19 protein-coding genes and 1 pseudogene are annotated in these 24804 nt (G+C 49.6%); 12 read left to right on the top strand and 8 right to left on the bottom strand.

The features are described 5' to 3' along the window. Positions 1–7: 7 nt before the first annotated feature. The 8 genes from J2Y43_RS32000 (at position 8) to J2Y43_RS31965 (ending at position 7681) form a co-directional block, all read left to right on the top strand. Positions 8–1177 (top strand): ABC transporter substrate-binding protein, encoded by a 1170-nt coding sequence (locus J2Y43_RS32000; protein WP_309993190.1) that lies wholly within the window; start codon positions 8–10, stop codon positions 1175–1177. Then, positions 1174–2226, top strand: coding sequence for an iron ABC transporter permease (locus J2Y43_RS31995; protein WP_309993193.1), 1053 nt, complete (start codon positions 1174–1176; stop codon positions 2224–2226). Before J2Y43_RS32000 ends, J2Y43_RS31995 begins: the two co-directional genes overlap by 4 nt. Next, positions 2223–3272 carry an ABC transporter ATP-binding protein gene (locus J2Y43_RS31990; RefSeq protein ID WP_309993196.1) on the top strand — a complete coding sequence of 350 codons (1050 nt, stop codon included), beginning with the start codon at positions 2223–2225 and terminating at the stop codon, positions 3270–3272. Before J2Y43_RS31995 ends, J2Y43_RS31990 begins: the two co-directional genes overlap by 4 nt. Positions 3273–3337: 65 nt before the next feature. Next, entirely contained in the window at positions 3338–5320 is a 1983-nt protein-coding gene (locus J2Y43_RS31985) for a glycosyltransferase family 39 protein (protein WP_309993198.1), read from the top strand. Positions 5321–5331: 11 nt separating this feature from the next. Beyond that, entirely contained in the window at positions 5332–5733 is a 402-nt protein-coding gene (locus J2Y43_RS31980) for a hypothetical protein (protein WP_309993201.1), read from the top strand. Between the two features lie 27 nt (positions 5734–5760). Next, positions 5761–6165 carry a ketosteroid isomerase-related protein gene (locus J2Y43_RS31975; RefSeq protein WP_309993204.1) on the top strand — a complete coding sequence of 135 codons (405 nt, stop codon included), beginning with the start codon at positions 5761–5763 and terminating at the stop codon, positions 6163–6165. Then, positions 6162–6764 (top strand): GNAT family N-acetyltransferase, encoded by a 603-nt coding sequence (locus J2Y43_RS31970; RefSeq protein WP_309993206.1) that lies wholly within the window; start codon positions 6162–6164, stop codon positions 6762–6764. Before J2Y43_RS31975 ends, J2Y43_RS31970 begins: the two co-directional genes overlap by 4 nt. A 5-nt stretch (positions 6765–6769) precedes the next feature. Next, positions 6770–7681 (top strand): carbon-nitrogen hydrolase family protein, encoded by a 912-nt coding sequence (locus J2Y43_RS31965; RefSeq protein ID WP_309993209.1) that lies wholly within the window; start codon positions 6770–6772, stop codon positions 7679–7681. 45 nt (positions 7682–7726) lie between these two features. On the opposite strand, the gene J2Y43_RS31960 is transcribed toward J2Y43_RS31965, so the two are convergent. Next, on the bottom strand, positions 7727–9274 hold the full coding sequence (locus tag J2Y43_RS31960; RefSeq protein ID WP_309993212.1) for a tail fiber domain-containing protein: 1548 nt from the start codon (positions 9272–9274) through the stop codon (positions 7727–7729). A 631-nt stretch (positions 9275–9905) separates the two neighbouring features. Between J2Y43_RS31960 and J2Y43_RS31955 the strand changes: the two genes are divergently transcribed. Continuing rightward, a complete protein-coding gene (locus tag J2Y43_RS31955) occupies positions 9906–11336 on the top strand; it encodes a T9SS type A sorting domain-containing protein (protein ID WP_309993214.1) in 1431 nt (476 codons plus the stop codon). Positions 11337–11399: 63 nt separating this feature from the next. On the opposite strand, the gene J2Y43_RS31950 is transcribed toward J2Y43_RS31955, so the two are convergent. The 3 genes from J2Y43_RS31950 to J2Y43_RS31940 are packed head-to-tail and all read right to left on the bottom strand — an operon-like array spanning position 11400 to position 15720. Further along, a complete protein-coding gene (locus tag J2Y43_RS31950; protein WP_309993217.1) occupies positions 11400–13163 on the bottom strand; it encodes a c-type cytochrome in 1764 nt (587 codons plus the stop codon). Between the two features lie 11 nt (positions 13164–13174). Continuing rightward, entirely contained in the window at positions 13175–14416 is a 1242-nt protein-coding gene (locus J2Y43_RS31945; protein ID WP_309993220.1) for an amidohydrolase/deacetylase family metallohydrolase, read from the bottom strand. Between the two features lie 11 nt (positions 14417–14427). Next, positions 14428–15720, bottom strand: a complete 1293-nt coding sequence (locus tag J2Y43_RS31940; protein ID WP_309993223.1) for an amidohydrolase/deacetylase family metallohydrolase — start codon at positions 15718–15720, stop codon at positions 14428–14430. Positions 15721–16643: 923 nt separating this feature from the next. Here J2Y43_RS31940 and J2Y43_RS31935 point away from each other — a divergent pair. Then, a complete protein-coding gene (locus J2Y43_RS31935; RefSeq protein ID WP_309993226.1) occupies positions 16644–17678 on the top strand; it encodes a hypothetical protein in 1035 nt (344 codons plus the stop codon). 11 nt (positions 17679–17689) lie between these two features. Next, complete coding sequence (locus J2Y43_RS31930) at positions 17690–19579, top strand: YjbH domain-containing protein (protein WP_309993228.1); 1890 nt, start codon at positions 17690–17692, stop codon at positions 19577–19579. Positions 19580–19638: 59 nt separating this feature from the next. Here J2Y43_RS31930 and J2Y43_RS31925 read toward each other — a convergent pair whose 3' ends face one another. Continuing rightward, complete coding sequence (locus tag J2Y43_RS31925; RefSeq protein ID WP_309993231.1) at positions 19639–20064, bottom strand: hypothetical protein; 426 nt, start codon at positions 20062–20064, stop codon at positions 19639–19641. A gap of 74 nt (positions 20065–20138) precedes the next feature. Next, a complete protein-coding gene (locus J2Y43_RS31920; protein WP_309993233.1) occupies positions 20139–21026 on the bottom strand; it encodes a dienelactone hydrolase family protein in 888 nt (295 codons plus the stop codon). A 178-nt stretch (positions 21027–21204) separates the two neighbouring features. Between J2Y43_RS31920 and J2Y43_RS31915 the strand changes: the two genes are divergently transcribed. Then, the gene (locus tag J2Y43_RS31915) at positions 21205–22857 is read left to right on the top strand and encodes a T9SS type A sorting domain-containing protein (protein WP_309993235.1); all 1653 of its coding nucleotides are present in this window, start codon (positions 21205–21207) and stop codon (positions 22855–22857) included. 319 nt (positions 22858–23176) lie between these two features. Here J2Y43_RS31915 and J2Y43_RS31910 read toward each other — a convergent pair. Together J2Y43_RS31910 and J2Y43_RS31905 are read right to left on the bottom strand one after the other, a co-directional pair. After that, a pseudogene (locus J2Y43_RS31910) lies at positions 23177–24084 on the bottom strand (transposase). Between the two features lie 43 nt (positions 24085–24127). Next, on the bottom strand, positions 24128–24493 hold the full coding sequence (locus J2Y43_RS31905; RefSeq protein WP_409014525.1) for a transposase: 366 nt from the start codon (positions 24491–24493) through the stop codon (positions 24128–24130). Positions 24494–24804: the final 311 nt, after the last annotated feature.

Genomic DNA, 24804 nt, shown 5'->3' with positions numbered 1-24804 from the left:
TACAAATATGTCCAAAATCTTTTACCTGCTCATTTTCACAGGCTTGCTTATCCAGGGCTGCGGCCCATCTGGCGATAAGCGAAAAGAACAGCAGGCCCCTACCGATTCAACCACCCTGTTTGTCAAAACTGAAATCCATCATGCCCGGGGGTTTAAGATTGCGTATTTCAAAGACTTCAAACTGGTCAGTATCATCAATCCATTCGGCGGAAAGGGTGATACTTTACAATATATCCTTCAAAAAAAAGGGACTGCTATGCCCGCGGGTTACCCACGCGCTCAGCGGATTGAAATACCGGTAAAAAGCCTCGCTGCGATGTCCTCCATGCATGTCGGGTTACTGGGATTTTTGGATGCGGAGCATGTACTGACCGGTCTCGGCAGTTTGCAATACGTGTATTCTCCGAAGGTAATTGGCCTGATCAAGGCCGGCAAAATTGTGGAGGTGGGCCGCGACCAGGGCCTGAATGATGAGAAGGTGATTGAAATGCGGCCCGGCCTGGTGATGACGATTGGCAATCCTGGCGGAAAAATGGATCATTACCGCATATTGAAGGAAGCGGGGATACCCGTGCTGATCAACTCCGAGTGGGTGGAGCAAACGCCGCTGGCCCGTGCGGAATGGGTGAAACTCATGGCCGCATTGCTGGATAAAGAAGAGTTGGTTAATCAAAAATTTACACAAATAGAAAACGAATACGAGCGGCTCTCGGCCCTTGCCCAAAAAGCGGTCACGAAGCCGACAGTACTTTCCGGCCTGAATACCAAAGATGCCTGGTTTCTGCCCGGCGGCAACAGTTATATGGCCCGTTTCTTTAAGGATGCCGGCGCCGATTACCCGTGGCAGAACGACCCCGCGACTGGAAGCCTTCCCCTCAGTTTCGAAGCGGTATATCCATTTGCTCTCAAAGCAGATTACTGGCTGAATGTAGGGTTCGACAGTCGCGACACGCGGAAAAGTATCATCGCCCAGGATGCCCGCTACGCCGACTTCAAAGCGGCGCGTACAGGCAGGCTGTATAGCTATAATCGCCTGGTCAACGAGCAGGGTTCGAACGATTTCTTCGAATCGGGCAGCGTAAACCCGCATACTGTTTTGGCCGATATGATCCGGATTTTCCATCCCGAATTGCTTCCGGACCATCAGCTTGTTTACTACAAACAGCTTCCCGAATGACGCAGCACACGCCAAACAGAAGCTGGACATTGCTTTTTTTAGCGATTCTCGCCATCGCCCTCTTCTGCCTTGATATCATGCTCGGCTCGGTGGCGATACCATTCAGGGAGGTGTTCCGCATCGTGACCACCGGCGAATCCGACAACCAGGCCTGGCTTTTTATCATTGAAAAAATACGTTTACCCAAAGCCATCACCGCTATTCTTGCCGGCTGTGGCCTGTCGGTAAGCGGACTCCAAATGCAGACGCTCTTCCGTAACCCGCTGGCCGGTCCATCGGAGCTGGGCATTACCGCAGGCGCCGGCCTGGGCGTGGCCGCCGTGATGCTCGCAGGCGGGGGCAGCGCGAGTATGTACGCGATCAGCCAGCTGGGGATTTCCGGAAGCTGGCTCATCATCGGCATGGCTTCACTGGGTTCAGCCGGAGTTCTGGCATTGATTCTCCTGATCGCCGGGCGTATCCGCGATAATGTGATCCTGCTCATAGTTGGCGTCATGATCGGCACCATTACGCTTTCCATTATCAGTATCTGGCAATATTTCAGCCAGCCCGAGCAGTTGCAGGAGTATATTATGTGGACGTTCGGTTCCCTGGGCGGCGTTACCGGCTATCATTTATATGTACTTTCGGGCGTAGTCACAGGAGGTTTGCTGCTCGCATTTGCATCCTCGAAGTCGCTCAATGCATTGCTGTTAGGTGAAAATTACGCGAGAAGCATGGGGCTTACCGTCGGGCGGACGCGCTTGCTGATTATGCTCAGTACGAGCCTTCTTACCGGTAGCATCACGGCCTTTTGCGGGCCTATCGGCTTTGTGGGCATCGCCATTCCGCACATTACGCGCTCGCTGCTCGCAACATCCAACCACCGCGTGCTTATCCCCGCAACCTGCCTCACCGGAACCGTACTATTATTGCTTTGCGATATCATTGCCCAGCTTCCCGGCTCACAAACCGTCATTCCGATCAACGTCGTAACGTCGCTGCTTGGCGCTCCCGTCGTGATCTGGATCATTATCCGGCGCAATAACCTACGTTCGTCTTTTTCATGAAAAATCAGAAAGCCATTGTCGAAACCCGCTCGCTGGCGATCGGTTACCGGTCGTCCGGAACGGAGCGAACAGTAGCGGCGGATCTCGACTTACAGTTACGGCCCGGGAGCCTGGTATGTCTGCTGGGTTCAAATGGTGCGGGCAAATCTACATTGATGCGTACCCTAAGCGGCCTGCAACCGGCGCTGACGGGTGAAATTACGATCGATAACCGCCCCCTCCACGCATTAAAACCCGCCGAACTCGCCCAAAAACTGAGCCTCGTATTAACAGATCGAATCGACGCAGGTAACCTCACGGCACGCGAGGTGGTTGCATTGGGACGCACGCCCTACACCGGCTGGCTGGGTACATTGACAAAAGATGACCATTCCCAAATAGCCCAAAGCATTGAACAAACCGGCATAGCCCCGCTGCTCGATCGCCATATGCACCAGCTCAGCGATGGCGAAAGGCAAAAAGTAATGCTCGCACGTGCCCTCGCGCAGGACACGCCGCTGATCCTGCTCGATGAACCCACGGCCCATCTCGACCTTCCCAATCGGGTAGAAATGATGCGCCTCCTGCACACGCTCGCGCGCAATATGCACAAGGCGATCCTGCTCAGCACGCACGAGCTGGACCTCGCGCTGCAAACCGCCGACGAGCTCTGGCTAATGCACCCCGACGGTAAAATCCTCGCCGGGCCACCGGAAGATCTTGTCCTCAGCGGCGCATTCGAAGCCACATTTGCCCGAAACGGCTTTTCATTTGACCGCACTACCGGCACATTTATCATCCACCAACCCGTGGACAATGCGCAGATTTACCTTGAAGGGGCTGAAAAGCCGCTCTTCTGGGTGAGAAGGGCGCTGCAAAGGGAGGGGTTGGGTGTCAGCAACCACCGCAATGCACCTTGCCTTGTCAGCGTATTCGAAGCGGAGAATGGATTTGAAGCCGAAATAATCTTCCAAAACCAGCAGGTTAAAGTATCCTCAGTTCAGGCACTTATCGGGCAAATGCATTTGTTTTTTCCTTCTCCCTCCCATTCGGGAATGACCAGTTAATGCGGTTCTTTGCAACGAAATAGTTAGTTTGCAGCTCATACTTGCCGAACAGGACTTCCTTAACTATGATGTTTTTGATCCCGACGGCGATGGGTTTGGCCACAGCGAATTGCTATGTGGCATTTTACAGGAACGCGGAGCAGCCTTTCCGTCGTTCGCTGATTTCCGCCGCCATTCTTGTATTCCTTTTCATTGCCGTCAGCACAGAGGTGCTGGGATTGTTCAACCTGATCAACCGGGTTGCCATTGCCGTCAGCTGGGCCATTCTTGACATCGCACTGGCGGTAACGTGGTTCCGGCTGGAAAGCATTCACGGCCTGACTTTCCCTACTATCGCGAAACACTGGCTGAACGGTACCCGAAACTTTTGTCAGGAACTCGGCGCTTTCACCATTGCCATGCTGGCCGTTCTTAGTTTGGTCACCCTGGTAGTTGCTATCGCGGCTATTCCAAACAATCAGGATTCTCTCAGCTACCACCTGAGCCGGCTGGGTTACTGGATACAGCAAGGCAACGTGGCACATTACGCCTCGCACATCGAGCGCTCGATCTCATTCAGCCCTTTTTCTGAATATGTACACCTGTATACCTTCCTGCTTTCCGGTTCGGAGCGTTATTTCCAGCTTTTGCAATGGAGCTGCCTCGCCGGCGTGCTGGCACTGGTATCTATGATTATCCGGCTCTTTTCAAATTCTCGCGCCGCGCTTCGTATCGGTTTGTGCTTTGCCGCCACGCTGCCAATCGTTGTCCTGGAATCGATGACAACCCAGAACGACCTGGTTGTCGCTTTTTTCGTCCTCGCGACCGTATTTTTTGTTTTTGATTATATCCGGAATAACCATCTGGCAAGCCTGTACCTGATTCCGCTATGCTGTGCGGTGGGTATGATGACGAAGGGGACATTCCTGTTTTACGTGCTTCCATTCGGCACTTACCTGCTGATTTCGATGCTTCGGAAACCGGTATTCCGGAAGCATATCGTCGCTTTCACGGCCGCCTCCCTCATCTTTACGTTGGCACTCAATGTTCCTTACTGGTACCGTACTTACGAGATCTTCGCATCGCCCGTAGGCACCATCAGTTCAGGAAATCAAAACACCTTTACCGGCCCGGCCGACTATGTTTCGTCGGTCAGCAAGCACGCTTTCCTTCACCTGGGCTTCGTGTCGCCTGGTAACCAGTACAACGATTTTCTGTTAAACCAGCTCCGAAATCTCCACGCGGCGATGGGCATCCCCCTCGATGTACCACGCCTCGGAATGCCGTTCAAGATGAACAAGCTGAATTTCAATGAGGATTTCGCCCACAATTTCTTTGGTATCTGGCTGATTATTTTCAGCATTCCGCTCCTGATTTTCACGCGCCTTCCCAAAGCTGCCAAATGGTATGGCTGGCTGACTTTTCTCAGCATACTGGTCTTCTGCTTTTTTATCAGCTACCAGACTTACGGCTCACGGCTGCATATTCCGTTCTTCCTCCTGGCAGCTCCCGTTGTGGGCCTTACCTATGGCTCGGTGCTATCCGCATGGTCGGCCCGGCTGCTTCCTTTCCTGCTTTGGGTAGCGGCACTGCCTTTTGCATTACTCAGCTCGGCGCACCCTTTTCTCTCCACCAAATGGTTTTTTGAAAAAATATTTCCGCCTATCAATTCGGCATTGCATCTCAACATCCGCGTCGACGCCGCCAACCTGAACCTCAAACAGGAAAGCGTCTTTTATGCCAGTCCGGGACGGCTGTTCTGGGGCGACCACTGGCCCGGAACCGAAACACTTTTGAAACAGGTGAATGCACTCAATCCGCAAAAAATCGGTTTTGTTTTTACGGAAGCCAGTTTCGACTACGCCTACCAGTTCCTGTTGAGAAAACCAGGACGCACATTTGCGCACGTACGCGTGACAAATCCGTCGCGGATGCTGGAAGATCCGGCATTTCAGCCCGATGTGATCATCGCCGAGAAGAACGAAGGAGCGGGATTTGATTATCACGAAAAATCCTACCGGCTCACGATGGAAAGTGACGGCAAGTGGCTTTATGTTCCGATAAAATGACCCTATTTGTTATGAAGTTTTTTAAGAATAAAAAGAACCTCCTGCTGCTCGCACTGGCCATTGTCATTGGCTACATTGTTTACGACTCCGCTTCGCAGCCCACCGTCAACGATCTGCAAGGCGGGTTTCGGGAAGTGGCTATGTACCGGAACGAGAATAACACCGGCCCGATCGTGCGCGTATATGCCGTGAGTGTGCAGGACACGCTTTCGAAGGATATGCGTCAATACGGCGACCTCATGCCTTACACCAAATACGGCACCACGACGGTTTATTTTTTCAACGCGGCAAAGCCGTTCCCGAACAGTCTGGCGGCCGCTGAACCGCATTTCGATCCGAAATTCGCGCCCGGGTGTATTGCCGTGTACCGCAAAGACGCTAACGGACAGGTGTCTTTGGGCCCTTTACCTTGAACAATTTTTTGAACAAATATCAGACAAATGACTGCACTCGAAATCGTACAACAATATTATGAAGCCTTCAATGCGAAAAACTGGAAAGGCATGCTCGCATTGCTCCATCCCGAAGTAAGACATGAAGCCAACCAGGGCGACGTGCGCATCGGACTGGAAAAATTCACTGCATTTCTCCAAAAAATGGACGAGGCCTACGAAGAAACGCTGACCAACATGGTGTTTTTCAGCGAGCCACAGAACAAGCGTGTGGCCGTGGAGTTCATCGTGAACGGTATTTACAAGCAGGCAGAAGAAGGCCTTCCCGAAGCGCACGGACAATCATACGTATTACCGGCCGGCGCATTCCTTGAAGTGACCGATGGCAAGATCAGCCGTGTAACCACCTACTACAACCTGCCGCTCTGGATCGAACTTGTTTCTAAACCATGACCAACGAACTGACTTTCGTTCGGAAAACCGGAGCAGGTATCGCGGACGTTTTCGATGACCTGGCCAAGCTCCGCATTGCTGTTTTCAGGGACTACCCCTATTTGTACGAAGGCAGTGTGGAATATGAATTGGGTTATCTGCAAACATACCTGCAATCGGAGTATTCCTTCCTTTTTGCTGTTTATGACGGCGTTGAAATGGTGGGAGCTACGACCTGCATCCCCCTGCAAGACGAAACAGCCGAAGTTCGTAAACCTTTCGAGGACGCGGGGTTTGACGTGCGTGCTATTTGCTATTTTGGCGAGAGCATTCTCTTATCCGCCTACCGCGGTCGTGGACTTGGGCACCGGTTTTTCGACGAGCGTGAGGCACATGCCCGCAATCTGGGCATTTTCGAAGTCTGCTGTTTCTGCTCCGTCGACCGGGGCCATAACCATCCGCTAAAACCGTCGGACTATCGTCCAAACGATGCATTCTGGCTCAAACGCGGTTATCACGAGGAACCCGCATTACAAAGTACCATGGAATGGCCCGATTTGGGAGAAACCACCTCAACTCCTAAAACCATGATTTTCTGGACCAAACCGCTCAACCGTTAAACCCAATGCAGCAAGTAACCATCGCTTCGGCGCAATATCCCATTACAGAACACCCGGATTTCGCCGCATGGCAGCAGCACACCGAAAAATGGGTATCCGACGCCGCCATTCGGGGAGCGGAGCTATTGCTTTTTCCGGAATACGGGGCAATGGAGCTGGTGAGCATCTTCGGCGATGAGGTACGCAACGATATCCGACGCCAGATACACGATTTGAATGCGCTGAGAACCGATTTCTGCGCGACTTTCGAGGCTTTGGCCCGTAAATACCGCGTTGTCATCGTCGCTCCGAGCATTCCGGTAATCGAAGGGGATAAGAAACTTAACCGGGCTTTCGTATTCTCTCCCAGTGGTTTGGCAGGTTACCAGGACAAATTTTTCATGACGCGTTTCGAAAACGAGCAATGGGGCATCGACAGCGCTCCGAAACAGCTTACCGTTTTTGAAGCATCATGGGGCAAATTCGGCATTCAGATCTGTTACGACATCGAATTCCCGATTGGCGCACAAAAACTCTGCGAAGCCGGCGCCAACCTGATCCTCGCACCAAGTTGTACGGAAACCATCCGCGGTGCTACGCGCGTACACGTAGGTGCCCGCGCCCGCGCACTCGAAAACCAGGCATTTACGGTAGTGTCCCAAACCGTGGGAGAAGCATTATGGTCGCCCGCCGTAGACCTCAATTACGGCTACGCAGCATTCTATACCACGCCGGATAAGGGTATGCCCGAAGAGGGCATTATCGCCGCCAAAACTCCGCAGGAAGAAGGTTGGCTGATCCGGACCGTCGATTTCTCGCTCACCGACGAAGTACGCAGGGACGGACACGTGTTTAATTTCAAGGACCAGTCACGGATGTCGGTAGAGCTGGCCGAAGAAACAATTTCCGTCGTTTTCAGATCCTTATCAACAAAATAGCTGCATCCAAGTTGAATGCAGCTATCACTTTTCTCACTTAAACCTCTATTTTGCCGTTGTTTCAACGCGTGGTGATGGTAGCTGATCAAGGCGGGCCGCTATGGCTGCCAGCTTCTGATTGATTGCCCGGTTATCCGCCCGGAAAGCTGCATTCTCCGCTTCCAACTTCGCATTTTGCTTCGCCAGCTCCTTTACCGACTCTATCAAATGCGGAATCAAACCCGTATAATTCAATGATTTGAAACCCTTCTCATCCGTTTTTACCAGCTCCGGAAACAGCGTCTCCACATCCTGGGCAATCAGGCCCGTTTGAAGTGATTGATCGCGGTCTTTGTCTTTCCAGTAATAATGATAGCCTTGCAGGTGCGTGAACTTTTCGAGACTGGATGCAAGTGGCGCGAAGTCGCGTTTGAGACGGCGGTCGGAGGATTGAATTACATTCCCGTGCAAGTAGCCATCTCCTGCCGCGTCGATCCAGAATCGCCATGCATTATTGATCCATAACCCGATTTGGGTGTCTGTTTTCATACCCATGAAGCCGTCGACGACATTTTGGGAGTTATTGAAATGTATGCCGGATGTGGAGCCATTGTGCCTGATTCGAACGCGACCGCCAACGTCCAGCGGATACTCAGGAAATCCGATACCCAATCTTATCCCTGCATTCCCGTTTCGCAAAACTGAAATCGCACTTGATCTATCATTCTCCCCGGTTCCGTTTCCCACCTGAAAAATGGCGTCGTCCGGCGCAGCTGTCGCGCTTTCACCTGAACCATGAGGTGCATTATATAAACCGGTAACAAAGCTTCCTTTGTAATTAGACTGTGTTCCAATACCCGTGGACACAGCGGCATAACCTGTCGCGAGTGCGTTATGACCGAACACCGCAGAGAAGTCACCCAGAGCCGAGGAGCCAACTCCGCACGCCATACTGGCCAAGCCAAGTGCTGAATTATCACTCCCAAAAGCCGCCGAATGTGCTCCCAATTTAGACTCTTCCCATTTACCGTTTTCCGATCCTCCGGCTCTGAAAGCTCCCTTAAGCGGATACCAAATCAATCTGTTTCCGTCCCCAATTGCCGGTAGAAGATATTTTGAGGCATCAGGATCGTTTCCCGCATTCGGATCATTCGGATCAAAATCAGGCCCGAATTCAAACTTTTGCACCACCGGATAACCATCATTCCATTTCGTCGACTCCTTTGCTTGTATGGCATAGGGTACGCTGAGCATCTGCGTAGTACCCAGGTCAGTATACGACGAGCCCCCGAGCGGGTCCATTTCCAGTTGAAGGAAATGCGAAAACGTTTTCCATGGTATCGCCGCAAATGTCCCGCTAACAACATTTCCTCCGCCAATCTGGATATTGAAAATACCGCTTGGGTTGGTCTGCGTTGAATGCGTTTCCTGATAAACTGTTGTACCACTGATAGCTTCCGAATGAATCGTGAGACGAATACCTACCATCGCATTCGAAGCAACCTTTCCGTCCGCCTTTCTCGCCACTCCTTGAAAACTGAACTGTTTAGGAGCTTGCGCTAAGGCGAGCATGGCCTGGATTGTGAGGATCGTGCAAATTGAAAGTACTTTCATCGCGTGTTGTTTTAGAGTAAAGGAGAAGAATCGGGTATCCGAACTCATCGCTAAAAAGCAACGATGAAAGAAGGGATCGCAAAAAGAATGAGCAAATGGCAGAAACAGATATGGCACCGGCAAAATACTGGGCACTCTAAGCGAGACCTGGATCAAGAATGAGGAACGGCAAGAACGAATCCTGTAATGCTCCCAAAAGGGTGACGTATAGTACTACTTCACTGCTCTGGCGATGAAAACGGTGCGCAGAAAGTAGGATTCTATTAAGATGCACACTCTTAACAAAATTGTACTTTTATAATATAATCACTCAGCCACGGCAGTCCTCAGTACCTACCGGAATACATATTTATAAATAGTCTTATTAATATCAAGGATGCCTATAAAATAGTTCTATCAACCTGTAAATAACTGTTAATCAAATATATAAAAATACATGTACACATTTAAATACATTTATTCGAGCTCGATAAACAACTAAATTTACCACAATAAGTACTATTTTTACAATCAACTATACTATCAAATAGTTTAGTAAAAAATACTTTACCAAATTCACTATATTGTAACTATTTCAAGATATTGGAAGTATATTGATGTATGATTATTTAGTCACTAAACGTCCTCTATCATGAAAACTCTTTACCTATGGGCATGTATTGTCCTCGTGGCAATTCACGTCCCTTCTAAGTCCCTCGCGCAGTGCGCGTTGGTTGAACCAGCAATTGAATTAAACAGTGTTTCCCCCAGTGGCGACAATTGCAATGTGAACGTCAACCTTTCGTTCACGATCGATAAAAACAATGGTAACAAATTTACCTATGTACACTTGTGGAAACCTGCCGATTACCCTGATATCGATTACAAAAAAGCACCGAAAGCAGCCGACCTCGGTGATGTACTGGCCACGCTGGCTATCGATACCGACGGTGCGGTATCATTATTGTCAACTTATAGCGCCGACGGCACTGTTATACCTTTGTTTACAGGGCTGACTATCCTGGAAGAAGACCTGGGAGGAGGAAAATCCCGTATTACAATCGACAATATCCAGTTCCCGGTCCCAGGCGCATGCGAGGATCTTCCGATTCTGAAAGGAGACGTGTGGTCGAGCCAGGCATCCAGCGCAAATCCGCCTGTGCACTGCTATTCAGAAGGCTTCAATTTGCAAATCAATGACCCCGTTATTACCGGTAAAATCAATTGTAACGAACCCGAAGGCCCTCGTACATACGACTTGAATATCATTTCCACAAACCCCACCGCATTCCAGGTTTCATATACCCTGTATCTGGACGACGGAGTGTTGACAAACGGATTGACTACCTTCGGTGCAGGCGATCTGCCTTTCTATACAAGCGGCCCGACTAACCTCTCGTCATCACAACCCATCCAAAGTAAAGACGAAGCCTATCCATATGCGTTCCTGGAAGATAAGCGCACGATATGGGTGGTACTGACCGGCCCGAGCTTACCCAATGCAATTATAGCCGAGCTGCAAAATGGTTGCACCATTACACTGCCCGTTACATTGGCGCGTTTCAACGGAACACTTTTGGATAATGCCGTCAGCCTTTCATGGACCACCACCGAGGAAAGCGGAAGCAGCCATTTCAATGTGGAGAGAAGCGCAGATGCAAAAGAGTTTGTCCAATTGGGCCGCGTTGAGGCCAAGGGTAATTCCTCCGCAACCCAACAATACAAATTCCTGGACAGCAAACCCTTGAACGGAACTAACTACTACCGCCTCAAAATGGTCGATGCGGACGGCAAGTTTGAGTTCTCGCGGATGATTTCCATCGATAACGGTGCCAGCAGCGTAGCATTCGAACTTCTGGGTAATCCGGCATCAGGGCGGGAAATCAAATTCTTGCTTAAAAACGAAAATGCCGCGAATGTGAGCCTTTTTGATTTGTCGGGCAAAGCCATACGGTTCTCCCTAAGTAAAACCGGCAACGAGTTTACGTTGAAACCTAAGGGTAATATTTCTTCAGGGCTTTACATCCTGTCGCTGCAACGCAGCAATGCCGGTGCTATCACCAAAAAGGTGCTGATGCCGTAATCCATTGAATTCCATTTTTTGTAAAACGCCTGCCGGAGTATTCAGGCGGGCGTTTTCCTTTGGTTAGTTACCCAGTACCCGCTGCACATCGCTTACCGAAATGGCATCGGCGTCATTCCCGAAATTCTTGCGAATGTAGGTAAGCACCTGGGCCATTTCCTCCGGTTTGAGGAAGTCGTGCTTCGGCATCAGATCATTGTAAGGCTTTCCCGCCACCTGAATAGGCCCTTCCAGCCCTTTGGCAACCACTTCTATCAATCGTTTTTTACTGCCCGTTACCCATTCCGATCCTGCGAGCGGCGGAAACCGGCTGCCATCGCCAAGCCCGTTACGCTGATGACACGGTGTACAATAGGTGTTGTAAATGCGCTGGCCGAGCTCCTTGGTTTTAATGTCGAGGTTATCGGCCACTTCGTCGGGTGTGCGGATGTGTGCGAGCTCCTTATGCTTCGCCATCGAGGCAAGCTGGTTTGCACCGAAACCCTTTTTATTTCCTTTGAACATAATACGCCAGACCTTACCCTTGCGCGAATCCGTGATGTATAATGAACCATCCGGTCCCTCAGCGAGCCCCATCGGCCTGAATTTCGCGTCGCTTACATTGATGATCGGGTCTACTCCCGCGAAGCCATCAGCAAACACTTCCCATTCGCCGGAAGGTTTGCCGTTATGGAACGGCACAAAACACACGAAATACCCCGCCTGTGGATAAGGCGCCCGGTTGGTGGAGCCGTGGAAAGCAATGAATGCCCCGTTTTTATAACGATCGGGGAACTGGTTTCCCTGGTAAAAAAGTACGTCATTAGGCGCCCAGTGCCCCGGGAAACCGATGAGCGGCTTTTGGTATTTAGCTCCTTCCCCTTCCTTTTTGCCGTCACCGCCATATTCCGGGTTGAGCATTTTCTTGCCTTTCATCTGGTCGTAATAATAGTAAGGCCAGCCCACGTTCGTCCCCTGGGTCACTTTCACAAATTCTTCGGAAGGAAGCACCGCACTCTGCCACGCAGTGAAAAGCTCCGGGAAAAGGCGGTGCAGGTTGTCGCGGCCATGGACTACCGCGTATAGGCTTTTATCCGCGGGGTTCCAGCGCATGCCTACAATACTTCGCAATCCGGTAGCATACAACGAACCATCGGCCTGGGTCTGGTTGAGCTTGTCGGCGCTGAACTTCCATATTCCACCGTGTTTTTCAAGATCAGGACACGGGTTTATGCCGGGGCTACCGGGTTTTCCGCCGGGCGAGTTCACCATATCCTGGCAGGCATCCGAAGGTGCTCCGAAGGGCACATACATATTACCCGCATCGTCAAAAGCCATAGGTTTGGTTATATGCCAATGCGCGCCATGTTCGTGGTCATCTTGGAGGATCAGTTCGGTTTTTTCGTCGGGCAGGAGTTGCCCGGGAATAAGTTTGCTACGATAAACTGCGAGAGAGGAACTGTAATAGAGGTAACCATTCCGAATGGTGATCCCATTGGCCAGGCTGCTGTGATCCTGGTATTTACCAAAATTCCGGATAATGTCGGCCTTGCCGTCGCCGGTGGTATCCCTCAGCGCCACCGTACCGCCCCCCTGGCCTTTGCCGAAGTAACGGAGTTTGATATAAATATCGCCATTTGTGTTCACTACAATGTGCCGCGCCAGGCCGGTGCTGTCGGCTACTACGAGCGTTTCGAAACCATCGGGCGTGCTAAGCCCTCCATTGTCGGGATCGCCGGGAGGCAGTTTATCCTGCCGCAAATGGGTAGCGCCCGCCAGCGCGAGCGTAATGAGTATAAGACTGAGGTACGTACCCGGTCTTTTAAATTTGATATGATGGAAAAACATGATGCGTTCGGTTAAAATCCTTTTTTCTTCGCAGCCAGGCCATTCAGGTCCCAAACGACCTTCCCCTGGCGGATGGTGAGCTCGACTTCCAATTTGCGATTGCCCCGGATGCTGGTACCAGCGGAATCCATAAATCCAAAATCGCCTTCCCGCAAACGGAACAAAACGATATCGGCAGGATTCCCTTGGTTAAGGCTACCCAGCTCAGGATGCAGAATGGCTTTTGCGGCGTTCCAGGTCGCTATTTCCACCACCTGCTCAATGGAGAGGCCCATTGCCATAAACTTCGACATCACATTGGCCATATCCTTCATAGCCGAGTTCATGCTGAAACGGTGCAAATCGGTACCAAAGGAATTGGGGTAAAAGCCCTGTTTTATTGCTGGTACCGCCTGGTCGAACCAGAAACCGGCACCTCCATGGCCGAGGTCAAACAATATGCCCCTTTTCCGGGCCTCGAGAACGAAAGGGTGCACCTGTCCGTCTTCCCCGACAACCGGCATCCGCTCCTTAATATGCTCGAAAGTATGGGTAATAATATCGCCCGGCCTCATCCTGGCCAGCTGATCTTCCAATGTATATTCGGGCAAATGGCATTCTACAAAAAGCGGCTTGCCAGCCTGTCTGGCTGCATACATCGCATTATCAAACGGCGTCCATTCTTTACCGTTGTAGTGCCCGATCTTCACGCCGGCAATGATGTCGGGATATTGCCGCATGAGCGCGACGGCCGAGTCGGCATTCATATCCGACAAGTCCTGCTCATGCGCTGCACCCGTCATTCCGCCGCCTGAAATATTCAGAAATGCGAGAATACGCGTTTTGGACTGATCAATTACCTGTTTTTTGAAGGTGGGAAAACTGCGCCAGCCCGATGTGCCGGCATCCACTACCGTGGTAACCCCGGCGCGGAACGTGAAGTCATCGGGTGAAACGCTGTTGACACCGTTTGCAAATTGCCCTGCCTCCGTGCCCACAAATACGTGCGTATGCGGGTCGATGAAACCCGGACTGAGGTAGAGCCCCGCCGCATCGATCACCTGCGCGGCGGCTTCGCTGATAGCCGGGGCTACTTTCACAATTTTCCCCTGATTGACAGCCACATCCATTTTCCCATGTCTCGAATTGGCGGGGTCGATTACTTGCGCACCTTTGATCACGAGCTCATACGTCTGTGCAAAAGCACTTTGCGCTAATAACAACACAAGCCAGATACTAATCCGGCCCATAGCGTGGACTTTGGAGCGTATCATTTTCATACCGCTTACTTGCCTTGAATTTCAGATTCCCAAGATGCCGCCGCAATGCCATTCAAATCCCACACAACCTTGCCCGCACGGAGTGTCAGCTCGGCTTCCAGCTTCTTATCTCCCTTCATTTTCAATCTGCGGGCGTCGATAAATCCGAAGTCTCCTGTACGGACGCTGAAAACCGTAATGTCGGCTTCCGAGCCCACGCTTAAACTACCCAGTTCGGGACGTTTGATCACTTGTGCCGGGTTCCAGGTAACGCGCAAGACGGCTTCGGACAATGGCACGCCCATATTCAGGAATTTTGAAATGACATTGTCGAGACCTTTCATGCCACCGTTCATGCTGTCGGTATGCAGGTCGGTACTGATCACATTAGCGAGAAAACCCTGCTTGATAGAGGGGATCGCCTGTCGCCATGCGAATGCACCTCCGCCATGACCTACATCGAAGACCAGGCCTTTCTTCTGCATTTCAAGTACGAAAGGCTTCACTTTGCCCTGGTCATCCACTACCGTTTCGCGGTCGTTGGGCCCGTGCGCATACGTATGCGTGAAAATATCTCCGGGCCTCAGGTACTCCCGAAAGAGCTTTTCGATCGATAGCGGCGGCCGATGCTCGCCAAAGTCGACCATTACCGGCACTTCGGCCAGTTTTCCTGCCTCCACTGCCCGTTGCACCTGGCTGTAATCGCCCCAGTAATGTGCCGATTTGATGCCTACAATGATATCGGGATACAGCCTTTTAATCATGTTGGCTACCATTTGCGGGTTCATGTCGCTCAGGTCCTGCTCTTCATAGCGGCTCGCCATACCGGTGCCAACGATGTTCAAAAAAGCCAGCACGCGGGTCTGTGCGCGGTCGATGGTTTGCGCCTTGAATAGTTTGAAATTTCGCCAGCCCGACGATCCAGCGTCTACAACCGTGGTGACGCCCGTGCGAAAAGTGAAACCGTCGGGCGCAATGCTGGTAGCAGCGTTAGCAATGTAGGCCTCCGGCGTTGTCCCGTTGAAAACGTGCACGTGCATGTCGATAAAACCAGGCGAGACGTACATTCCCCTGGCCTCTACCACCTTTTTGGCATCAGAAGGCGGAATGGCGGCTGCCACCTGTACAATCTTCCCGCCGGTAATAGCGACGTCCATTACACCGTCAATGCGGTTTTTAGGGTCGATCACGTGACCACCTTTGATCAGCAGATCAATGGATTGACAATAAGAAGTCGTGCAAAAAAGGGGAATGAGCAGCCACGCGGCGGGAAACCGCATGCATGCTGTCCGAGAACGGACTGATTGGATGAGTTTCATAAAAGGTTCAGGATAGTTGGAAACGCTTAAAAAAGCATCCATCTACAATAATATAGTCACCTGTTTTGAAAAAATCGCAATTAGCCAACTATAATACTGCCTCAGACCACTATTGCCAATGAATGTAAATGACCAACCCTACGTCACCGAAAATTGGGGCGGCGCAGCCAGACTATTCCAGAAAAAACGACACTTTCTTCGCTTCCCGGCATGTTACTTTTAAAAGAACAATTTTGAATATTTACTTTTGCCAAAATTTATCGATCTCATTTTCAAGCTATTATAAAGTTGTAGAGATATTTTTATTTTGAAATTGAAATCTTATCCTTTAAACTTGTTGTAGATTTTATTTTACACAGCAGAAACCGTAAGTAAAATAACGTCTACATATTGCTAGTGGAATTCCAATTTGAATGGAAGCTCTGTCTGGATAGTAACTCACTCAACGTTAAAAGACATGATGGAAAATCCTTACCAACGGCTTTCGCCACTAGGCAATATACCGCTCTGTTCAGAGTGGCCCTGTTCGGGGCAATTTGGCAATCCTACCCTACATTTTAAGTATACTATCTCACGGACTTCCGTTTCGGGAAGGTCCCACCAACTTCCTCTTACTGATAATTGCGAAAATTCCTTTTGGAATGCGGGAAAGGCGCGTGCGGTCATGATCAAACTTCATAACCAAATGGGTTATCAGATGATCTGACAGGAGACATATAGGAGTATCCGTTCGCTTATGCAGCTTGCTTTTCGGAGGCAATGCCTGGCATCGTTGCGCGATTGGGGATACCAGACTGTTTACGCCCGGTAATCAGCCGACGTTTGGTCAGGCCTTAGCAGGCTCACTGGCGCAGGGAGATATTGCACTTATAGAACCAATTTAATAATCCGCCGAATATCCTTTTTCACTAAATCTAACTCGTATGAAAACACGTACTCTGAGATTACTTACCCTTCTGACGTTCCTCACATTCTTCCTTTATGAATGTAAGGACAAAGAAGCGGATTCACTCGAACCAGCCAACACGGAGCTTTCCAGCCAGCTGGACAAGCTGGAAATGGCTCCTACCACACTTGAAGAAACACCGGACATCAAACTTGTGCCCGGAAAAGTGGAAGCTTCAACTAAAACGCAGGAACTAAACAAATCGCTCAGCACAGTTACTGCGAGCAATATTCCTGCGAGCGTTTCAAAAGCGGCCGAGGAAGTGTCTGCTTCACTTTCACAGGCTGATATCAAGGCTCTCAACGAAGTTTCGCCTGCACAGGCTACCAAATCGGTGCTAAATTCTGAGCAAGTGCGTGTGATCCTTAGTAAGGCATCTACCGACGCGAAACTCCAAAGCTATCTTTCGTTGCTTACTGCGGCCAAGGTAGAAGGCCTTCTCGACGGCAAAAGAACCGGTTCTGTAACCGCAGGCTCTACGACCAGCCCGGCTATCGAGGCAGGTAACACCGACGACTGTATCGCCCGTGCGAACGAAAAGTTCGAAAAAACCAAGGAGCGCCTGGACGACAGCAAAGCAAAAGATCTGGGAAAGATCAATGACAACTACAACAAGGACCTGGAACGCATCCAGAAAAACCTTGAAAAATGTACAGGTGAAAACAACGCTGCATATTTCGAGGCGCTTCGTCAGGCTGGCATTAAGGTTGCAAATGACGCATTGGCAGCATTGGAAAAAGTAAAACCATTCCTGCGCCCAGGCCAGTACGAATACCTTAAAGCGCTTATCAATGTCCAGTTGCTCGACTATCTGGACAAAGTGAACCAACTGGAAGCAGCGAAAACTGCAACCTGCACCGAGATCGCAGAAAAAGCGAAAGCACGTGCAGAGGAGACCAAAAACTCAAACACTGCCCGCGTAGAAGCTAACTACAACGATGCGCTCGCGAAGGCGATCGAGTTGAGAGATAAAATGATCGAAAACTGCCACAACCAGGGCGGCGGCAAATAACGATACGGCGGATGATTCAATTTGTTAGAGGCAGAAGGGGGAATGTATTGTTTCCCTTTCTGCTTGCTCTGTATATGGGCACTCACGTACACGCACAAACGAATATTTCGGGTAAACCAGGTTTGATCTACATCCCGTCGGCCCGGCAGACGGACGACGCGTCATTCCAATTTGGCTATCATTTCAATCCGATCCGGTACGGGTTCAGGTTCAACCGCAAGAACTCGGAGGGAATATATTTTGCCAACGTGACATTACTGCCGAGGCTGGAAATCAACGTGAACCTGCTTCGTATCAACCACGAGGTGAAACGCGGGCAGAAAGGCATCGGAGATCGCCAGCTCGATATTAAATATGTTCTGTTGAAAGAAACGGCTAGACGCCCAGCCGTTGCAGTAATCGTTTCTGCCCCGTTCGGGATCGATAACTCCTTATCCACCAATGCGCTCGTGGCGAGTAAAACGCTCCGCCTTGGCAACCGGTTTTATGCGGACGTCACCGCCGGGTTCGGCAGTCCCATTTACGTTCAGCGAGACGAATCGGAAAAAAGCAACTATAACATTTTTGAAAGTCTCGAGATCATCAAGAAAAAGGATCTCTCTTACCGTTACCTTTCCGGGCCGTTTGGAGGTTTCAACTTGCGATTCGACAACAAAGCAGGATTCATGGCCGAATGGGACAGCCAGCATTTCAACGCAGGCCTGTATACTACCCTTTTCAAACGCTGGACCATTCAGGCGGGCGTATTGAATTTTGATCAGATCACCTTCGGCACTTCCTATGCTGTGAATATGCTTCCGCTTTCGAAGAGGTTACGCAGCTATCAGGAAGCCGCTCGTACGAAGCCGGTTAAACCGACACCAATTTCTGAAAAAGAAAGATTACTCAACAATTTTGAAAACCTGACCATCGATTCCACATCGGGAAAAATAACCTATGAACAGAGGCTTTACCGCAGTCCGTACATCGGTATGGTAGAAATGGAACGAGCATTGCCCGATTCGAACAGCAGGGAGTTTATCCCTATGTTCCAGGGTGTGCCAATAGGAGCTTACAAGATGGGCAAGCGGATCAGCTATCGCCACCTTACCAATGATGAAATGCCTCGTCCAGGCTTCTTGCTCAATAAGTACAAGCTTGACTTCTGGCTTCAACCGGTGTTTGCGGCCAATTTCGGCTACCGGGAAAAAACCTTGCAGAGCAATACCAGTCTTTTACTCCAAACCCAGTTTTACCTCTGGAAAGGATTGGCTCTGAATGCCGGCGTGCTGTTCCCAATTACCAACGACATGGATAACCGGCCGAAGATCATCCGTCCCGCACCCGTTTTCCTGAACCAGTTCCTGGCATTCGGCAAGCACTTCATCAGCGCCTCGGCGGGTTATTTTTACAATGATCAATACGGTGCAAATGTCCAGTATCGCCATCACGACCTAACGGGTCCGTGGTCGTTCGGATTGGAAGGCGGTCTCACCGGACTGTATTATTACACCAGAAGCGGGATTTATTACGAAAAAATGAATAACCTGTTACTCATCGCCGATGCCGCTTACCGGTTCTCCAAACCGGACCTGACATTGAAATTATCGGGAGGACGATACCTTGCGGGCGACGAAGGAGTCCGGTTTGACCTCATACGTCAGTTTACCAATGCTGAGATTGGATTGTACGTAATGAAAACCCAAAACGGAACAACCGCAGGCTTCAACTTTGCAGTTCCGATCCCGCCCGGGAAGATCGCTCAGAGCAGGAAAGCCAGGTTCCGGACCACCGATGAATTCCGCTGGGAATACAGCTACACCCGTGGATTCCGCATAGGCGAGCGCTATCGCACAGGCTACCAGCTCGATCAGAAACTACGCCAATACCACACTGATTATCTCAACAGACAAAGACCATAATGCAATAGCCCTGTGAACATTCACGGGGCTATTTACTCTTTTTCAGGTTTTAAGAGATTCTACCGTTCGAACGTAAAGCTCTTAATGTCTCCATACGCGACCGATCCGTCCGAAAGCAATGCATAGGCACGGTAGAAAAAGAAGTACTTGCCTTGGAAAGCGTTACCCATGTAGATAAAATTGTTAATACCCAAGGCAATCGGCTGATCAAATTGCATTCTCGCACCATGTTCAATCCTTGGCGTGTAGTCCGTATCGTTTTCCGCCCGGAAGAAACTCAGGTGCAAAATACCGTATTCTGTAACCGGCAGGTCACCCAGCGAATCAACCTGCACTTTAAACCGCATTTTGAAATCGTCGGTATACTCAAATGCAGGCGTACTCAGCTTTATTTGCTTAGGAACGACGTGATCCTGTAAGGAACATGCGTTATTAAGACCTATCAGAAAACAAAGCGCTACAAATGTTCGTAAATGGCCTCTCATGACATCTTTTTGCTAATGATAAATAGTTTCCTCTATCATCTCAGACCGGAATGCTCACTTAATCGCTGCCTGCGCTAGGCCAATTTCTCCTTAAAAAAGTCGATTGTGCGCTTCCAGGCCAATTCGGCTGCTGCTTTGTCGAAACGGGGAGTGGTGTCGTTATGAAAACCGTGGTTTACCTCAGGATAAATGAATGCCGTGTACTCTTTGTGGTTTTCCTTCAACGCCTTCTCATATGCAGGCCAGCCTTCGTTCACGCGGGTATCTAAGCCTGCGTAATGCAGCAATAACGGTGCTTTAATCTTCGGGACATCCTCAGTAGCCGGTTGTCCACCATAAAAAGGGACCGAAGCCGCCAGATCGGGAATTCGTACGGCCATCATGTTTGCAATGGCACCGCCAAAACAAAATCCTACTACGCCGATCTTTCCATTGCAGTCCTTATGGTTTTTCAGGTATTCAAAAGCAGCAATAAAATCTTCCTGCATTTCATTCCGATTACGCTTGCTTTGCAATTCACGCCCTGCATCGTCATTACCCGGGTACCCGCCCAAAGGCGAAAGTGCATCCGGTGCAATCGAAATAAACCCCGCCAACGCTGCTCTACGCGCAACATCTTCTATATGCGGGTTCAATCCCCGGTTTTCATGTACTACCACAATCCCTCCCAACTTCACCTTGGCATCCACCGGCCGAGACAACAGCGCTTTGATCGTCTTACCACCCTTGGGTGAATCATAATTCACATAGCCCGATTGCAAACGCGGATCTTCCGTTTGGACTTGAATCTGCCCTTTATAATCAGGCATCAGAAAGCTCATCAACGAGGCTACTGTCACGCCGCCCACTGCATAAGCAGACAAACTCTGCACAAAATTACGGCGGTCGATACGGTCGTGCGCGTAGTCGTCGTAAAGGTCGAATACCTCCTGCTTGATATCTTCTTTTCTGAGCTGAGACATGGATAACGGGATTATTATAAATGGATTTTTATAAAGTTAGGAGTAAAATCAGTTTTATATACATTGTACCTAACCTGAACATAATGAAATATTTATTTGCAAATAGTATCGAAGACTAGCAATTTTGTTACTATTAATATACACATTCAAATCTTCCTCCAACGTATCACTATATGCTATGAAAAACCTGATTTTACCATTTCTACTTTTATCATTTCTGACAAGTTTCGGACAAGGTTCACTTGAATCGGATCGCTTGGCATTGATTGCACTTTACAATTCCACCAACGGTTCAGCATGGTTTCAAAAAGCGGGTTGGGATCCCGCCGGTAGTCCTGGCGATAGCCCCTGCGGTTGGTATGGAGTTACTTGTGAGGGTGGGCGTGTAACCGGGCTAAACCTCTTGCAAAGCGGCCTTGACGGCAGCATCCCCCCTGCCATCGGCAATCTCGACCAACTGAAAACACTGATACTTGGTTGGACAGTTCTGACTGACTCCCGCACCGCTTATAACCCACCTTATTTACCCATCCCCACCGAAATCGGTAACCTTACCAACCTGGAACACCTCGATCTAAGCGGCGATAACGGTATTAATTACGACATTTATGGCGGCTTACCCTTGCCCGGCCCACTGCCCGCAAGCATCGGGAATCTCACCAAACTCACTTACCTGAATCTAAGCTGCATGCTTCGGGATATGATGTACCATGGCTCACTCGATGGCCCAATTCCCGCTACATTCGGCAACCTAGTCAATCTGAAATATCTGAACCTTAGTAATCAGCAGTTTTCCGGCGCTATCCCATCCGAGCTGGGCAACCTTACTCAACTGGAACACCTGAACCTGAACGGAGCGAATCAATTTACTGGTACCATCCCGGCTTCGTTTAACAACCTAACCAGCTTAAAAACCCTTGGATTAGGCTATTATAATAACAACTGCTGCGGTAGTCCGGCGTTTGGTGGACTAACAGGCCCCATTCCAAACTTGTCTGGAATACCCGCCACCGCCGATGTAAGTATACCAAACAACTCCTTTAATTTCGAAGGTTTAGATTTGAATATCAGCCTAATAGATCTATATTCAAACCAAGCTAAGATTGGCATTAACTATAACGTAGGTACAAAAGTCCTAACCGCCGAGGCCGGAGGCATTATTGCGAACAATACTTATAAATGGTACCGTAACAACACATTGATCGCTACAATCGCGGGTAACAAAGCATACAATGTAACCGAAGACGGCACTTATTATGCAGAAGTTACAAACAACGCTGTTCCTGGCCTTACCCTTACTACAGACAACGAAGTGGTTACATCGCTTCCTGTAAACCTTGTTTCATTTTCGGGAAGTAATGAGGGAGAGCAAAACCTCCTGACCTGGAAAACTACTTTTGAAAGCAACAGTCAGGGATTTGATATTGAGCGAAGCTGGAACGGAATCGATTTCGAGATCATAGGCTTTCTACCGAGTCAAGGAGAGAGCAACGCTTCCAAGGAATATAGTTTTGCGGACAAAAATCCATTTTTTACCAGTTACTACCGTCTCAAGCAGCTGGATTTCGACGGGACTTTTGCTTATTCAAAAGTGATTTCAATTAAAAATCAGAACGCGCATATTTTGGCATACCCGAATCCGGCCAAGGACCATTTCTATCTCAAAAATCTGAAAGAAAAAGGGGAAGTCAGTGTCCAGAATCTGGAGGGGAAAGTCATTAGCAGGCAAATCGGTGAGCCCGGCAAGCCGTTGACAACAGTAGGTATCGCGCCGGGCTTGTACATCATCAGGATCTCTGGTATGGCGCAAAAAATTGTTATTATGAAATAGTCATTTGCGCGTTCAGTCCTCCCAAATCCCGCTAAGAATAAGGCCGTCTCAAACTAAATTGAGGCGGCCTTATTCTTAGCAGTTCAGGGTGAGAATGTATATCAAAACCGACCTTGGTTATACTCAAAAGCTCAAAAAATACCTTGTTAGGGATAAGACATGTCGCAGTTGTGCAACAATTGCAACTGCGGCCCAACTAATAGTATTTTGTAATACGCGACAAAGTCCATCAACGGCCGGGCTTTGTTGTTAATAGTTGCTGGGCACCCCGCCTACGCGACCCCGCCTACTTTACGGATCAAGCAGAATTTTTGGGGAGTTAAGCATAGAGTTTGGTGAGCCTAAATAGAAAGAATGGAATGTCCCTAACACCTCTGGAAGAAGACCTAAAAGCCTTGATTTTAGCATTGAAGGATTCTGCGGAAGCATTAGTGCTTCTGTTGTTGAAGAAGCGGTCCGCCGCCGCGGTTAAGGATGTCTAGATAATGTGTCTGGATAGATCTGGCAACGGTTTTAAAGGAATCCAGACCACAATCTTCCACCTCATTGTACCACAGCACCAATTTTTTAAATGCCTGCTCTTTGGACTTGCAAACCCGAAAAACGGTCCCTAAACCTGTTGCGAGCTTGTAAGCCTGTTCTATAAGCGGATAACGCTCGAAAAGTAGTCTGGAACGCTGAACCTGCGAAGCGGTCCAATTCCATTGCGGCACTTATCATGGTGCTTGAAAAGCAAGTACCTGCTCCTGACAAGCAGCTGTTTGAGCGTATCGCCGTTGGCAAGAATCTCTGGCTGATAAACCAAGCCAGATTGTGTGATAGCTTCAATAGCCTGATTTTCTTGATCCAAGGCCTGCCAACGGTGTTGTATCCTGATTTCCTGGACGGCATCAAAAGCCAATTTTTGAACGTGAAAACGGCCATGTCCAGGGTTACCTCCCGTACTTTGCCACGGATGCGCTTTGGGATTTTTCTCAAAACCTCGATGACCGAGCTGGCTTGCGTGCCTTTAACCATAGCAACCAATGAGCCTTTGCGCCCTCTGGCTGCCTTATTAGTCACAATTGTATACAGTTCACCATTCGAGAGTGAGGTCTCATCAATGCTTAAATAGGGGCCAGTGTTTCCTGGGTATAAAAGCCACTCGGCAGCGTGCTCGCGCTGGTCCCAATCCTTATAATCGCTGATATGATCTCTGTATTGTTGCTGTAATTGTTTGCCATCCAGATGAAAATATTTACCTAATTGGGAGCAGCTTACAGGATTATTATCAATACAACCCCGCCCGGCGGCCCGGTTTTAAAAAATCCGCAAATTCCTTCGTCATTCGCGTTCCTTGCTGTACCAAATTCCAATCCCTGGTGATTAGCTCGCTGGTGTCTTTGATTTCCCACCGACGACGTTTGATACAGAGTGTAACCTTCTGATTACGAATCGGAAAGTCCTGAACATAAATCTCTGGCAAAAAGCCCTTGGATTCCAATTTTTGGTCCTTGTATTCGGAAGGAGGAAGGTTTCTCTCTTCCAGATAGATGTGCAGGCCAGTGAGGCCTTCGACGATTTTGGAAAGTTCGAAGTAATCGAGGATACCCTCAGGTAACAGGAAGCGGACTAGGGCTAAATAGGACTCTTGCAATGCATTCAATGTTGATTCATTGCAAAACAACTACTTTTTTCACCGCCCCCCAAGTTTTCGGACTGATCCTACTTTACCGGGTTTGATCGGGGACGCCTAGTCGGGGACACCCAGTCGGGGACGCCTAGTCGGGGACGCCCAGTCCAAGTATCATCGGCGGATCCGGACATCCAAGCCCCAAACGCAAAAAAGCCTCACATTACTGCGAGGCTTTTGTTGTTTTAATAATTGTGGCGGCTACCTACTTTACCGGGTTTGAACCAAGTATCATCGGCGGATCCGGGCTTAACTTCTCTGTTCGGGATGGGAAG

This window comes from Dyadobacter sp. BE31 (assembly GCF_031457695.1).
Classification (GTDB): Bacteria; Bacteroidota; Bacteroidia; order Cytophagales; family Spirosomataceae; genus Dyadobacter.
Note: the sequence above shows the minus strand (reverse complement) of the source record. Positions and strands in the feature narration are given on the sequence as shown.

Bases quoted from the DNA above. Each gene is read 5' to 3' on its own strand.
- J2Y43_RS32000 (WP_309993190.1), top strand. From the start codon at position 8: ATGTCCAAAATCTTTTACCTGCTCATTTTCACAGGCTTGCTTATCCAG.
- J2Y43_RS31995 (WP_309993193.1), top strand. From the start codon at position 1,174: ATGACGCAGCACACGCCAAACAGAAGCTGGACATTGCTTTTTTTAGCG.
- J2Y43_RS31990 (WP_309993196.1), top strand. From the start codon at position 2,223: ATGAAAAATCAGAAAGCCATTGTCGAAACCCGCTCGCTGGCGATCGGT.
- J2Y43_RS31985 (WP_309993198.1), top strand. From the start codon at position 3,338: ATGATGTTTTTGATCCCGACGGCGATGGGTTTGGCCACAGCGAATTGC.
- J2Y43_RS31980 (WP_309993201.1), top strand. From the start codon at position 5,332: ATGAAGTTTTTTAAGAATAAAAAGAACCTCCTGCTGCTCGCACTGGCC.
- J2Y43_RS31975 (WP_309993204.1), top strand. From the start codon at position 5,761: ATGACTGCACTCGAAATCGTACAACAATATTATGAAGCCTTCAATGCG.
- J2Y43_RS31970 (WP_309993206.1), top strand. From the start codon at position 6,162: ATGACCAACGAACTGACTTTCGTTCGGAAAACCGGAGCAGGTATCGCG.
- J2Y43_RS31965 (WP_309993209.1), top strand. From the start codon at position 6,770: ATGCAGCAAGTAACCATCGCTTCGGCGCAATATCCCATTACAGAACAC.
- J2Y43_RS31960 (WP_309993212.1), bottom strand. From the start codon at position 9,274: ATGAAAGTACTTTCAATTTGCACGATCCTCACAATCCAGGCCATGCTC.
- J2Y43_RS31955 (WP_309993214.1), top strand. From the start codon at position 9,906: ATGAAAACTCTTTACCTATGGGCATGTATTGTCCTCGTGGCAATTCAC.
- J2Y43_RS31950 (WP_309993217.1), bottom strand. From the start codon at position 13,163: ATGTTTTTCCATCATATCAAATTTAAAAGACCGGGTACGTACCTCAGT.
- J2Y43_RS31945 (WP_309993220.1), bottom strand. From the start codon at position 14,416: ATGATACGCTCCAAAGTCCACGCTATGGGCCGGATTAGTATCTGGCTT.
- J2Y43_RS31940 (WP_309993223.1), bottom strand. From the start codon at position 15,720: ATGAAACTCATCCAATCAGTCCGTTCTCGGACAGCATGCATGCGGTTT.
- J2Y43_RS31935 (WP_309993226.1), top strand. From the start codon at position 16,644: ATGAAAACACGTACTCTGAGATTACTTACCCTTCTGACGTTCCTCACA.
- J2Y43_RS31930 (WP_309993228.1), top strand. From the start codon at position 17,690: ATGATTCAATTTGTTAGAGGCAGAAGGGGGAATGTATTGTTTCCCTTT.
- J2Y43_RS31925 (WP_309993231.1), bottom strand. From the start codon at position 20,064: ATGAGAGGCCATTTACGAACATTTGTAGCGCTTTGTTTTCTGATAGGT.
- J2Y43_RS31920 (WP_309993233.1), bottom strand. From the start codon at position 21,026: ATGTCTCAGCTCAGAAAAGAAGATATCAAGCAGGAGGTATTCGACCTT.
- J2Y43_RS31915 (WP_309993235.1), top strand. From the start codon at position 21,205: ATGAAAAACCTGATTTTACCATTTCTACTTTTATCATTTCTGACAAGT.